This window comes from Enterovibrio sp. FF113 (assembly GCF_041439165.1).
Lineage (GTDB): Bacteria > Pseudomonadota > Gammaproteobacteria > Enterobacterales > Vibrionaceae > Enterovibrio > Enterovibrio norvegicus_A.
Genome location: NZ_JBGONO010000037.1, coordinates 21,173 through 34,773, shown reverse-complemented (window position 1 = coordinate 34,773; position 13,601 = coordinate 21,173). Strand labels below are relative to the sequence as shown.

The following is a 13,601-nucleotide window of genomic DNA, read 5'->3' as shown; positions in this document are numbered from 1 at the left end:
GCCTGTCACGCCGGGGGTCGCGGGTTCGAGTCCCGTCCGCTCCGCCATTTATTAAGAAGCCTCGTCAGAAATGACGGGGCTTTTTATCGTCTGTAAGTTTCAAATTCCCCCCTCGCTTTCCTTGACTTAATCACCGCTTAATATCCTCGTAAGCAATACAATACGCATTATTCTGTAATTTTTGACTATCTTGTGTTCTTACTTAATCCTTATTTAGGATTCCGCTGTTGGTATTACGCCTCTCAAATTTCGTTAGGTTAACAATTTGAAAGAAGTAGCCTGCTAGGATGTTACTAAGGTGAATGTGGAGGGGGCGAAATGAAGAAAAATCTACTTATGATCCTTTTTATTTTTCTTTTCTTGCTTGGCGGTTGGATTGCTATAGCAAATGCTAATCCATGGGAAAATGTTACTAGTCCTTCAAAAGGCAGTGAGCAGTCGATAGGAAGTTATGCCAATGGATGTTTGAGTGGCGCAGAAGCGTTACCGCTTAATGGTGTAGGTTATCAAGTGATCCGTTCTTCTCGTCATCGCTACTATGCACATCCTGACATGGTTGCTTATCTCAAAAAACTTGCTTCAAAGACACAAGGATTTGGACTGGATGATTTGATGATCGCAGACATTTCTATGCCACGAGGCGGAAATTTTACGAGTGGTCATTCAAGCCATCAAACAGGGTTGGATGCGGATATTTGGCTTAGCTTTGCACCGGAAACTTTAACTCGGGAAAGGTTAGAAAGCCCAACGGCGGTCAGTGTAGTTGATCTAAAGAGCTACTCACTTCGTCGTGATAGTTGGATGGATGATCATGCGATCCTTTTTCAGGTCGCAGCTTCAGAGCCTGAGGTTGCAAGGATATTTGTACATCCCGTCATAAAAGAAACGCTTTGTGGCATGGAGTGGGAAGACAGAGCTTGGCTAAGAAAGGTGAGACCATGGTGGGGCCATCATTATCATATGCATGTCAGACTTCATTGTCCTGACGGGAGTCAGGAATGCGTGCCACAAAATGTTATACCAGCAGGTGATGGTTGCGGATCAGAGTTGATGAGCTGGCGACCTAAGCCTGACGATGGTAAAAAAAACAAAGAAACAGTCAAGAAGAAGCGAGTTAAGGTGAAGCCTAGTGAGTGCCAGATAGTTCTGACGCAATAAAAAAAGCGCCTCTAACAGGCGCTTACTCAGCTAGGCTAAGCCTTGCAGTTTGACGAACTTTTCCAAGAGCTCGTCATTGGCTTCCTGATTGTCAGGATCAATGATGATGCAATTGTTGATTGGACAAACTGACTGACAGGTTGGCTTCTCATAGTGACCAACGCATTCCGTGCATTTGTCTGGATCAATTTCGTAGATCTCAGCCCCAAACGTTATTGCTTCGTTCGGACACTCTGGATCGCACATGTCACAGTTAATGCACTTCTCGGTGATCAGTAGTGCCATGGATTACGCACTCACGACTTCAATGGCGTTTGGATTACGGGTATTAGTACCTGCAACCAGATTGCGCATTAGCAAACCAAACGATAAATCCATATCTTCTGGCATCGGGATAAAGACAAAGTGTCCGTTACCTTTTGCGTCGTTGATAACTTCGCTCTTACGGTTTTCCATCGTTTCGAGTGTAAATACAACATTACCATTTGGCGTCATCATTTCGATTGAGTCACCAACAACAAATTTGTTCTTTACTTCAACTTCAGCCAAATCTCCACGACGTTTTCCAGTGAATTCACCAACGAATTGCTGGCTGTCAGATACAGAGTATCCGTAGTCATAGTTTTGGTATTCGCTATGGTTGTGGCGGCGAAGAAATCCTTCGGTGTATCCTCGGTGAGCAAGGCTTTCAAGTGTAGACATGAGTGTTTCGTCAAAAGGCTTACCTGCAACAGCGTCATCAATTGCTTTTCGGTAAACTTGCGCTGTACGTGCGCAGTAATAGAAAGACTTGGTACGACCTTCAATTTTCAGTGAATGAACGCCCATTTTTGTTAGGCGATCAACATGCTGAATAGCACGAAGGTCTTTTGAGTTCATGATATACGTGCCGTGCTCATCTTCAAACGAAGCCATTTTCTCTTCAGGACGATGTGCTTCGCTCAGCAGAACAACGTCATCAATTGGCTTACCCAGACCCAAGGTGTTATCAGGGCGCTCTTCGGCTTCGTGAATTTGCACGCCAGACGTTTTAGGCACTTCAACGATTTGCCCGGTTTCGTCTTCTGTCGCCTTCTCTGCCTTATATTCCCAACGGCAAGCGTTGGTGCAGGTGCCTTGGTTCGGGTCACGTTTGTTGATGTAGCCAGAAAGTAGGCATCGTCCAGAGTACGCCATGCAAAGTGCGCCATGAACGAATATTTCAAGTTCCATCTCAGGGACTTCTTGACGAATTTCTTCGATTTCTTCCAAAGACAATTCACGCGACAGAATGACACGCTCAACGCCTTGGGTTTTCCAGAACTTTACAGTCGCCCAGTTAACAGCATTTGCTTGGACTGACAGGTGAATAGCCATCTCAGGGAATGCTTCACGAACCATCATGATAAGACCTGGGTCTGACATGATTAGAGCATCAGGTCCCATGTCTACGACGGGCTTAAGATCGCGAATAAATGTCTTCAGCTTCGAGTTGTGTGGCTGAATATTACATACCACGTAGAATTTCTTGCCCAACGCATGAGCTTCATCGATACCGATTTGAAGGTTTTCGTGATTGAATTCATTGTTGCGAACACGAAGGCTATAACGCGGTTGGCCTGCGTAGACGGCATCTGCGCCATAAGCGAAAGCGTAACGCATGTTTTTTAGGCTGCCAGCTGGCGACAAAAGTTCTGGTACAAACATATTCTTGGGCTTCTATTTTCTGAGTCTAAGTCAGGCCACATCGAACTTGATGCGGGGTAGCGGGCGATTTTACTGTGATCTGGTTAACATAGCCAGTTCCATTCGGGAAACCAATCGAAGAAAATAATGTCTTTCCTATGGTCTGCAAACTTACTCATTAGCAGCGCATAAATTGACATTATGATGAAATGAATTGTACGGTGCTTTATTATACTGTCACCTATAGTTCTCATTGAACGAGCAAAAATCAGAAGTTTGAGAAGTGGATTGATGTACGAAAAGAAACCCAAGACGTTTAGTAAGCTGTCTAAATCGATGCTTGGCTTGATGGGATTGTCACTCGTGACGATGGCGGTGTCCGTTAACATGAAAAACGACCCGATTCGAATCATCCCCCTCAACATCTCAGAATCTGTGATGCCATCGCAGCCTGCGGTGGAAGCGCCCTCAGAAATAGTCATAGACCTCCCTGCCTATGAATACACCATTCAGTCAGGTGATAGTCTCAGCGAAATTTTCATGAAACTGGGGATCCCATACAGCGACTTGCTGAAATTAATGGAAGCGGATTTAAACCACCTGCGTATCGATACGTTAAAACCCAATGACATTTTGCGCTTTTGGGTTGATGGCAGTGGTAAGCACCTTGAAAAGCTAGAGCTTGAATTTAACATTGCTCAGAAGGTGCAATACAAACTTTTGGACGATGGCTCGTACGAGTTGGAAGAGATCATTGTCCCAGGTAAATGGATTCAGACAGTAGCCGCTGGTGATATCGAAGGAAGCTTTTCTGTCTCAGCCCGCCGAGCCGGATTGAGCTACAACGATGTTGAAGTGATCACCAGTCTACTCAAAGACAAAATTAACTTTTCTCGTGATCTACGTGCTGGTGATAAGTTTGAAGTGGTTCGAGCGGAGCAGTTTGTTGATGGTCAACCCAGTGGGCAGCGCGAAATACAAGGTATCCGTATAGAGCGAAGAGGTGCGCCTATCACGGCTTATCTTCATTCGGATGGCAACTATTATGACAATCGAGGCGAAAGTCTTCAGAGTGCGTTTCAGCGCTATCCGATGACTTATAAGGGACGTATCAGTTCCCACTTTAACCCAAAAAGAAAACACCCAGTGACAGGGCGAGTTTCGCCGCACAATGGTACTGATTTTGCCGTTTCCACAGGAACACCGGTGGTTTCGACAGGTGATGGTGTCGTGGTGATGGTGCGTAATCACCCTTACGCAGGTAAGTATATCGTCATAGACCATGGCAACCAATTCCGTACTCGCTATCTGCATAACAGCAAGATATTGGTGCGCAAAGGTCAGCGCGTGAGCCGTGGTCAGAAAATCGCATTATCTGGACGCAGTGGGCGCGTGACTGGGCCACATATTCATTATGAATTGCTAAGTCGTGGTAGAGCTGTCAATCCGATGAAAGCCAAAATCCCTATGGCGACATCTGTGCCTCGTGCTGAAATGACTGATTTTAAGAAATCAGTCGCCGCGTTTGACAAGATGATGTTGGCACAGCAATTCAAGTAACCAAAAACGGGGCATCATTACGATGCCCCGTTTTAATATGCAGACTGTGCTGTTTACACCGAATTATTCCGCTTTATCGACGCCGTCAAGTTCCTCATAGAGGTTTGGCAGGAATGCGCCTAGCTCGCCGCACATTAGCGACAAATCTGCATCTAAACGTTGAGCCATATCTTCACGGTCAATGTCCGCATTTTGATCGCGTAGTTCTTCAGAGAACTTAATGCGCTTGATAGACATGTCATCACACAGCATCAAATCAATACGATCTTGCCAGTTGAGTGCCAGTTTGGTGACGAGCTTCTCTGCCTCAATATGTGCCAGAATCTCATCACTCGACAGATCTTGTTGCTTACAGCGAATCACGCCGCCTTGCTCCAAAATGGCTTTGAGTTCAGCCTCATCACCGATAGTGAAACCTTTTGGCGCGGCATTAGATCGAACCCACTCAGTCATCGCCAGTTCCACCGGCTTGTTGGTTTCCACTGGAACAACAGGAAGACTACCCAAAGATTTGCGAAGCAGCGCCAAGATGTCTTCTGCTTTTTTAGCACTGCTAGCATCGACAATCACAAAGCCCGTTTTTGGCATGATCAACGCGTAGGTTTGGCTTAAGCGGCTAAATGCACGTGGGAGTAAGTCCATCACGATGTCATCTTTGATGCTGTCTTTTTCTTTCTTTTTCAGCGGGCGACCTTGTTCGGTTTCCATTACCTCAACGCGAGCATTTAGCGAATCTTTGATCACTGACGCGGGCAGCATTTTTTCTTCTTTGCGTGCACAGATCAGAATATTGTCATCGCTGACGTGAGTCATCATATCGCCGTGTTTACCCAGCGCCGTCGTCCAACCGAACTTCTGCATATCTTGGCTGCCACATGGCGTGAAACGAAACTCAGATAGCTGCTTTTCAATGTGCTCAGGGTCGAGATCGATTTCTCGAGTAAGGCGGTAGGCAAAAATATTCTTAAACCAAATCATGGCGAGGCTCTATCCATCCGATAATGACAAAGGCCACATGGTATTGCATTCATAGCAGAATGTCGCTCCAAATGGAGTACAATTTGGCGCAGATCTAAAACAGCGAGCACACAAACGGCAATGAAAATACTCCACACTTCTGACTGGCATTTAGGGCAAAACTTCTTCACGAAAAGTCGTCGAAGCGAGCACCAAGCCTTCCTCGATTGGTTACTTGACCAGATCGATGATCACCAAATCGATGCGGTTATTGTTGCGGGAGATGTGTTTGATACGGGCGCACCGCCAAGTTATGCCCGAGAGCTGTATAACCAATTTGTGGTATCGATTAGTCAACGTCACTGCTCACTGATTGTCTTAGGCGGAAACCATGATTCGGTCTCGACGCTAAAAGAGTCTAAATCCTTATTGGCCTGCCTTCATACACAAGTGGTGGCCAATACCAGCGATGATCTTCAAGACCAATTACTGACGCTGAAAAACAAAGCAGGCGATGTCGGCGCGATTGTCTGTGCCGTGCCGTTTGTGCGCCCTCGTGATGTGATGACCAGCCGCGCTGGCGAGTCGGGCACTGAAAAACGCCAAGCGTTAGGCGATGCTATCAAGGCCCATTATCACGCGCTTTATCAAGCGGCGGTCGCGCTTCGCGATGAACACCAATGGCAAGTTCCCATTATTACTACCGGGCATTTAACCGCATTGGGCGTGAGCCCGTCTAAATCGGTGCGTGACATTTATATCGGATCGCTCGATGGCTTTGCAGCGGATGGTTTTCCCCCAGCCGACTATATTGCTTTGGGGCACATTCATCGCCCTCAAATTGTTGCCAAGTCAGAGCATATTCGTTACAGCGGATCGCCCATTCCCTTGAGTTTTGATGAGCTCAAATTTAGCAAGCAAGTGGTGCTGGTGGATTTCGACGGTGAACAGCGCAAAAGCATTGAACCAATCAATGTGCCGAGTTTTCAGCCTATGGCTGTCCTAAAAGGGTCACTGGAAGAAATTGAAGTACAGCTTTCCGAGTTAAAAGATCACGATGATCCAAAACCTATTTGGCTGCACATTGAAGTCTCGGTGCAAGACTATTTGTCTGACCTGCAGCACCGCATTCAGCTTCTTACAGAAGGCCTAAATGTTGAAGTGCTTCAGCTACAACGTGCACGTACGCAAAAATCGCAAGCGCTGACGCAAGAGGCAAAAGAAACGCTGGCGGAATTAACCCCACAGGATGTATTCCAAAAACGCCTCGACCTTGAAGTGTTTGATGGAGAAGTAGAGGAAGCACGCAAAGCACGCATTCAAACTCAATTCGCGCAAATCGTCGCGGAAGTTGAGCATGTGGAGGCCAGCGAATGAAAATCCTCAGCTTACGTTTTAAAAACCTGAATTCGCTGAAAGGCGAATGGAAAATTGATTTCACTCAAACGCCATTTGTAGACAATGGCTTGTTTGCCATTACGGGCGCTACCGGTGCAGGTAAAACCACCTTGTTGGACGCTATTTGCTTGGCGCTTTATCACCAAACACCGCGTTTGGGGCTGATCTCTACATCAAGCAACGAAATCATGACTCGCGGTACGGCAGAGTGTGCCGCGGAAGTAGAATTTGAAGTGAAGGGGCACCCGTATCGCGCGTTTTGGAGCATGCGACGTTCTCGTGGCAAGGTTGACGGTAACTTGCAGCAGGCAGATGTTGAGTTGGTCGATGCGAAAACCGACAAGGTGCTGGCAACACAAGTGAAGCAAAAAAATGAGCTGGTGGAAGACATCACAGGCCTCGATTTTTCGCGATTCACGAAATCCATGATGTTGTCGCAAGGCGACTTTGCCGCTTTCTTAAATGCTAAAGAAAACGAACGTGCGGAGTTATTGGAAGAACTCACGGGCACGGAGATCTACGGTCGAATCTCAGAGAAAGTGCACGAGCATTTTGCGGCAGCGAAGCTTCTACTTAGCCAAAAGGAAGCGGAAGCCAAAGGTGTTCAACTGCTGAGTGCAGAAGAAGTCGAGGCAGTCGAAAAGGCCTTGGCAGATGCGGATGCTAACCACAAAACCCAGCAAGGACGACAAGTCGAGCTGACAGCTCATCTTGCGTGGTGGAAAGAGCACCAAAAGAGCCAGCAAGAAAAGACTCAAGCTGAACAGCAGCAACATCTTGCCCAATCAAATTGGGATACTGCCCAGCCACGCATTGAAAAACTAGAAAACAGTGAACCTGCCGAAAAGCTGCGTATGCCTTACGAATTATGGCAAACAGCGATGCAGAAAAGTGCATCAAGCGCAGAAGCATTTGCGGCGAAACAGCACATGCTGACAACCAGCACAGAGCAAAGCGAGACGGCAGAAAAATCCCTGACGGTAGCGCAAGAAACCTTGACGCAAACAAAAGCGCAGCACCAAGCGCTTGATGCGCTGATCACCGAAAAAGTCATGCCTCTTGATGCAGAGATAAAACACAGCACCCAGCGTCACCAAGACGTCTCTGCGCAGAGCCTGGCACTGCAAACCAAGTGTGCTGATCAAACCTCGGTTCGTGATGAAAAAGCGCGATCTTTAGCGGAACAAAACCAAGCGCTGGCAGTGGTAACTGCTTACCTTAGCGAGCATCAATCGGCGGGAATGCTCAAGCAGCACCTTGGTCAATGGGCACAAATGGGTCAGCAGATCCAACAAGAACAATCCGCCATGGGGGCGCTTACCGAGCAAGAAAAAACGCTTAACGAGTCACTGAATGCTGACAAGGCTCGAGCAGAGAAAGATCAGCAGGCGCAGCGTGCCGCAGTTGCAGCCAGTGATTCGGCAAAACGCCACTGGGAAGCCTTGCAGCATGCCTTTGTAGAAGCGACAGCAAAGGGTGATGTGGAAGCCATCGATAAGCAGCGTGAACAGCTCAACACGCAACTTTCAACGCACTTTCAGTTGAGTCAGTGGCAACAGCAGTGGATTGATATCGATAAAGACAATGTCGAGAAACGAACACTACTTGAACAGCAAACCGTGTTGACGACAACCCTAGAGCAAGAGCTGGTGGCACTTCGCGGTCAGTTCAAAGATAAAAAGCAGCTTATTGACGCGCTTGGCAAGCTCGTTAGCCAAGAAGAGCACCTTGCTCAGTATCGCGCAGCGCTTCAACCCAATGAGCATTGCCCGTTGTGTGGTTCGACCGAACATCCTGCTTTGACTGGTGCGGTGCTGAATGTGTCTGAAACCGTTCAACAGAAAATTGATGCAGAAACAGTATTGAGTCAGCTGGAAATTACAGGCAAAGAAACAGGCGTAAAGCTGGAAACATGCAAGCGTTACGTCACTGAGCTTGATCAGCAAATAGCGCGCACGCAATCTCAGCAAGCAGCATTAGAACACCAATGGGCCGAAACCTCTTCTGCATTGGGTATGGTGTTGGCGATACAGCAGAAAGACGCGTTTACGGCCTTCACTGATGAGCAAAAACAAGCCCGAGATACATTGACGCAAACGCTGACTCAACTGAAAGACCAAGACAAGCATCTTCAACTCGCAAAGCAGCAATGGGATGACGCAGAACGCGTTCAAACGGGTGTTGAGCAAGCTCTGTCTTTGCTGACGTTAACTATAAAAAATAATGAACAGCAGCGACACCGCTTGCAAGAAGACAAGCGCCTGCGCCTAGACAAAGTTGATACCTTACAAGCTGCCTTGAACACCGAAATTGTGGATAGCGGTTACACCGCGCCTGATGCCGACACGCTATTAACCTGGCTTGAGGAAAGAAAGCAAGATGCGGAGTTGTGGGATCAAAACACGCAGCGTAAAGACGCACTTGGAAAAACGGTGGCTTTGTTGGAATCTGAACTCGCGGGCATCTCTCGTGAGTTAATCGCATTGAACGAACAGCAGTTAGCCATGCAAGCGGACAGCGAAAAACTGCTCGGTGTATTGAATGGAGTGAAAGCACAGCGAGACGCGCTATTCGGCGACAAAGTGGCGGAGCAAGAACGACAAAATAGTGCAGTGAAATTGGCGAACGCAGAACAAGCCCTGACGTTATCTCAGCAGCAAGCGCAACAGTGCCAAGGTGATTTGCGCGCGATACAAGCGGAAGTGAGCAGCTTAGAACAAGCACTCAATAGCCAGAAAGAAGACACAGCAAACAAAGAAACAACGTGGAATGAACGCTTACTTGCTTCACCTTTTTCATCACTGGATGCGTTCCAATCAGCCTTATTGCCAGAAGATGAAAAGCAGCAATTGTTGGTAGAAAAGCGCCAGCTAGAACATGCGTTAGAAGTGGCGAAAGTCTTGCTTCAAAAAGCGCAAAATCATGTGGCAGAGGTATTGGCTCATGAAAACGCAGAACGATTGCAGCAAACGCCACTCGATGAAGTAGAAACAGCGCTTCAGGCGCAAACTGACGTACTTAACCAATTGGCAAAACGCAGTGGTGAGCTAAGTAATGAGTTGTCATCTGACAAGCAACGTCGAGAGAATCAACAAGCCTTGTTTGCTGAGATTGAACGCCTTCGCGCAGACTACGATGATATTCAGTATTTGCACTCGCTGATCGGTTCACAAAAGGGCGATAAATTCCGCAAGTTTGCCCAAGGCTTAACACTGGATAATCTGGTGTACCTCGCGAACAAACAGCTGGATCGCATTCATGGTCGATACCAACTTAATCGCAAGCAGGGTGAGGGGTTAGAATTAAGTGTGCTTGATACGTGGCAGGGCGATATTGAACGTGACACGAAGACCCTGTCAGGCGGCGAAAGCTTCTTGGTCAGCTTGGCGTTAGCATTGGCGCTTTCTGATCTCGTGAGCCACAAAACCAGCATTGATTCTCTGTTCCTTGATGAAGGATTTGGCACGCTAGACAGCGAAACCTTGGATATTGCTTTGGATGCACTGGATAGCTTAAACGCATCCGGCAAGATGATTGGGGTGATCAGTCATATCGAAGCGATGAAAGAGCGGATCCCGACGCAATTGCGCGTATCTAAAAAGACCGGATTGGGAATTAGCGAGCTAGAAAGTGACTATCGAGTCACGAGAGCGTAATCTGCTATAGACCGTATGTTTCGTGGTGTGTAGGGATAAGTCGACATAATCTAGCAATGTCTGTACACGCATTCATCGCGAAAGGTCACAAAACTGTCATAATAGAATCACATAATGGCGCCCATAAATCATAAGTTAACTGGGTATGAAATAATGGTAAGACGGATTCTTGTTGTCGAAGACGAAGCACCGATTCGCGAGATGCTGTGCTTTGTACTGGAACAAAAAGGCTATCAGGCCGTAGAAGCAGAAGACTATGACAGTGCTCTGGAAAAAATCTGCGAGCCTTACCCTGAACTGATCCTGATGGATTGGATGTTGCCGGGTGGATCAGGGATCAACCTGATCAAGCACCTAAAACGCGATGAATTGACTCGTCAAATCCCTGTTGTGATGCTTACCGCTCGCGGCGAAGAAGAAGACAAAGTTCGTGGTTTAGAAGTTGGCGCAGATGATTACATCACTAAACCTTTTTCACCTAAAGAGCTGATGGCGCGATTAAAAGCCGTGATGCGTCGTGTATCGCCGACCTCTTTGGATGATGTTATAGACGTTCAGGGCTTGAAACTTGACCCTGTTTCTCACCGCGTGACTGCGAATGAAAAACCGCTGGATATGGGTCCAACAGAATTTAAGATGTTGCACTTTTTCATGACCCACCAAGAGCGCGTTTACAGCCGTGAGCAGCTTCTCAATAACGTTTGGGGTACCAACGTATATGTAGAAGATCGCACCGTAGATGTGCATATTCGCCGTTTGCGAAAAGCGCTGGAAGAAGACGGGCACGACAAACTGGTTCAGACAGTGCGTGGTGCTGGCTACCGTTTCTCAACGCGCGCCTAGCCTGACAAATTAATAATCATGTTGCTATCCGTTGGCCACGGGATGGCCTGATGGAGACATAGATGGTCGAAAGACTCACATGGAAAAAGCTGGCCTTAGAGCTAGCTTTTTTTTATTTACCTTGGTTTGTGATTGGCTGGTTCTTTGGCGGTCTGCCTTGGTTATTACTGCTCGCTACTGTGCTTGTTCTGTTGTGGAACTTTTATCACCAACTCAAGCTTTCTGATTGGTTGTGGAAGGAGCGCAGTCTCACTCCGCCTTCGGGTTCGGGCAGTTGGACACCGCTGTTCAATGGTATTTATCGGTTGCAGAAACGTAACCGTCGCCGTCGTAAAGAGCTCGCTAACCTGATCCGTCGATTCCGTAACGGTGCAGAATCACTCCCCGATGCCGTTGTGGTGTTTGAACACGATGGGTCGATTGTGTGGTGTAACAAGCTGGCACAAGATCTTCTTGGCTTTCGCATGCCCGATGATGCCGGTCAGTATATTGGCAACCTTATCCGTACGCCTGAATTCATTGAATATTTGAGCCGAGCAGAACTCGGTGAAGCATTCGAGATGCGCTCACCGCTACATGTATCGAAAACTCTCGAGTTTCGTACCATGCCTTACGCGGAAGGCGAGTATCTGATGGTCGTGCGTGACATTACGCAGCTTAAACAGCTTGAAGGTATGCGTCGGAATTTCTTCGCCAACGTTTCTCATGAATTACGGACACCCATGACAGTGCTTCGTGGCTACTTAGAAATGGCAGAAGATCCTGACATGCTGGTGGGCCCGATGTGGGATAAAGCACACGGCGTGATGACAGAGCAATTGACGCGTATGGAGGGATTGGTTGAGCAACTACTTACGCTCTCCAAAATCGAAGCCAGTGTGAAAATCGCGCTTGATCAGAAAGTGAATGTTCCTGCCATGTTGGATGTACTGCAAAAAGAAGCTCAAGCACTCAGTGGCGATCAAGCACATGAGTTTGAATTTGACGTTGACCATTCACTTAGTGTGCTTGGGGACGACGATCAGCTGCGCAGTGCTATCTCTAATTTGGTTTACAACGCGGTTAAACACACGCCAGCCAGTGCGAAGATCGCCGTGCGTTGGTTTAGAACGCCTCAAGGCCCACGCCTCGAAGTGAAAGACAGCGGAGAAGGAATTGCACCTCAGCATATCGATCGCCTAACGGAGCGTTTTTATCGGGTCGATAAAGCGCGATCCCGTGAAACGGGCGGCAGTGGTTTGGGATTAGCGATAGTAAAACACGCTCTGAATCATCATGAATCGGAACTCGAGATATACAGCAAGGTCGGTAAAGGCAGCGTGTTCTCCTTTACCTTACCGGAGCGGTTGGCATGTTAAAGCAGGCCTTCGTCGCCATTGGTTTTTTGATGCTTGGTGGCGTTGCGTCGGCAGATGATCATCTGCCGCTTTATCATCGCGCTGATAGTATTTCTGGCAACCTATCTACCGTGGGCTCTGACACTTTGGCCAATTTGGTGACACAGTGGGGAGCGTTGTTCAAAAAGTACTACCCTAGCGTGAATGTTCAAATTCAAACCTCAGGGTCATCGACTGCTGTTCCGGCGCTAATTGAGGCAACGGCACAGTTCGGTACAATGAGTCGCCAAATGCGTCCGCGAGAAGTCGAATTGTTTGAACGTAAATATGGCTACCCGCCAACAGCCATCAAAGTGGCCATTGATGCGATGGCGATTTTTGTTCATCAGGATAATCCGCTGACAGTGCTTGATATGACGCAAATTGACGCATTGTTTTCTCAAACATTGCGCTGCGGTTCAACTGAGCGTTTTGAAAAGTGGGGGCAGTTAGGACTAGGTGGAAGCTGGGATAAACGTAACATTCAGCTATTTGGTCGTAACTCCGTTTCGGGCACTTACGGCTTCTTCAAAGATAAAGCACTATGTGATGGCGACTTTCGTGCCGACGTCAACGAACAACCTGGCTCTGCCTCTGTGGTGCAGTCGGTGAGTTCATCGCTCAATGCGGTGGGTTATGCAGGGGTGGGATATCGTACGGCAGGGGCTAAAATGTTGCCGCTGGATGTGGACGGTGAATCTGTGTATGCCACTGTCGATAACGTCACCTCCGGCGTCTATCCACTATCACGCTACTTATATGTCTACCTAAATAAAGTGCCAAATAGACCTTTAGCACCTATGGAAGCCGAGTTTATAAAGCTCATGTTGTCGCGTCAGGGGCAAGCACTTGCTGCCGCTGAAGGCTTTGTACCGTTGCCTGAAAATGTCATAGAAGAGCAATTAACAGCTTTGGATTTGCAGTGAGTTGCTAACCGAGATTGGTCGCGAATAATTGGCATAGAAAGGTTTGGTCTGGCTATAAGTAC

Annotated in this window: 10 protein-coding genes; 7 read left to right on the top strand and 3 right to left on the bottom strand. The window is 47.6% G+C overall.

What is annotated here, in order from left to right; translation table 11 throughout:
• Window positions 1–318: 318 nt before the first annotated feature.
• Window positions 319–1,158, top strand: a complete 840-nt coding sequence (gene mepA / locus ACED36_RS21175) for a penicillin-insensitive murein endopeptidase (RefSeq protein ID WP_371733783.1) — start codon at window positions 319–321, stop codon at window positions 1,156–1,158.
• Window positions 1,159–1,188: 30 nt separating this feature from the next.
• On the opposite strand, the gene ACED36_RS21170 is transcribed toward mepA, so the two are convergent.
• Window positions 1,189–1,443, bottom strand: a complete 255-nt coding sequence (locus tag ACED36_RS21170) for a YfhL family 4Fe-4S dicluster ferredoxin (protein ID WP_016960570.1) — start codon at window positions 1,441–1,443, stop codon at window positions 1,189–1,191.
• Window positions 1,444–1,446: 3 nt separating this feature from the next.
• The gene (gene yegQ, locus ACED36_RS21165; protein ID WP_016960569.1) at window positions 1,447–2,844 is read right to left on the bottom strand and encodes a tRNA 5-hydroxyuridine modification protein YegQ; all 1,398 of its coding nucleotides are present in this window, start codon (window positions 2,842–2,844) and stop codon (window positions 1,447–1,449) included.
• A gap of 270 nt (window positions 2,845–3,114) precedes the next feature.
• Here yegQ and ACED36_RS21160 point away from each other — a divergent pair, with 270 nt between their 5' ends.
• Entirely contained in the window at window positions 3,115–4,383 is a 1,269-nt protein-coding gene (locus tag ACED36_RS21160) for a peptidoglycan DD-metalloendopeptidase family protein (RefSeq protein WP_016960568.1), read from the top strand.
• Between the two features lie 63 nt (window positions 4,384–4,446).
• On the opposite strand, the gene rdgC is transcribed toward ACED36_RS21160, so the two are convergent.
• The gene (gene rdgC, locus ACED36_RS21155) at window positions 4,447–5,358 is read right to left on the bottom strand and encodes a recombination-associated protein RdgC (RefSeq protein ID WP_026024080.1); all 912 of its coding nucleotides are present in this window, start codon (window positions 5,356–5,358) and stop codon (window positions 4,447–4,449) included.
• A 123-nt stretch (window positions 5,359–5,481) separates the two neighbouring features.
• On the opposite strand from rdgC, the gene sbcD reads away from it, so the two are divergent.
• From sbcD to ACED36_RS21130, 5 genes are all read left to right on the top strand, one after another.
• A complete protein-coding gene (gene sbcD / locus ACED36_RS21150) occupies window positions 5,482–6,717 on the top strand; it encodes an exonuclease subunit SbcD (protein WP_016960566.1) in 1,236 nt (411 codons plus the stop codon).
• Entirely contained in the window at window positions 6,714–10,394 is a 3,681-nt protein-coding gene (locus ACED36_RS21145) for an AAA family ATPase (RefSeq protein ID WP_371733782.1), read from the top strand. The genes sbcD and ACED36_RS21145 overlap by 4 nt, the downstream gene beginning before the upstream one ends.
• A gap of 153 nt (window positions 10,395–10,547) precedes the next feature.
• Window positions 10,548–11,237 (top strand): phosphate regulon transcriptional regulator PhoB, encoded by a 690-nt coding sequence (gene phoB, locus ACED36_RS21140; protein ID WP_016960564.1) that lies wholly within the window; start codon window positions 10,548–10,550, stop codon window positions 11,235–11,237.
• Between the two features lie 62 nt (window positions 11,238–11,299).
• The gene (phoR, locus tag ACED36_RS21135; RefSeq protein WP_016960563.1) at window positions 11,300–12,595 is read left to right on the top strand and encodes a phosphate regulon sensor histidine kinase PhoR; all 1,296 of its coding nucleotides are present in this window, start codon (window positions 11,300–11,302) and stop codon (window positions 12,593–12,595) included.
• Window positions 12,589–13,539, top strand: a complete 951-nt coding sequence (locus tag ACED36_RS21130; RefSeq protein ID WP_016960562.1) for a PstS family phosphate ABC transporter substrate-binding protein — start codon at window positions 12,589–12,591, stop codon at window positions 13,537–13,539. The genes phoR and ACED36_RS21130 overlap by 7 nt, the downstream gene beginning before the upstream one ends.
• The last annotated feature ends 62 nt before the right edge of the window (window positions 13,540–13,601 follow it).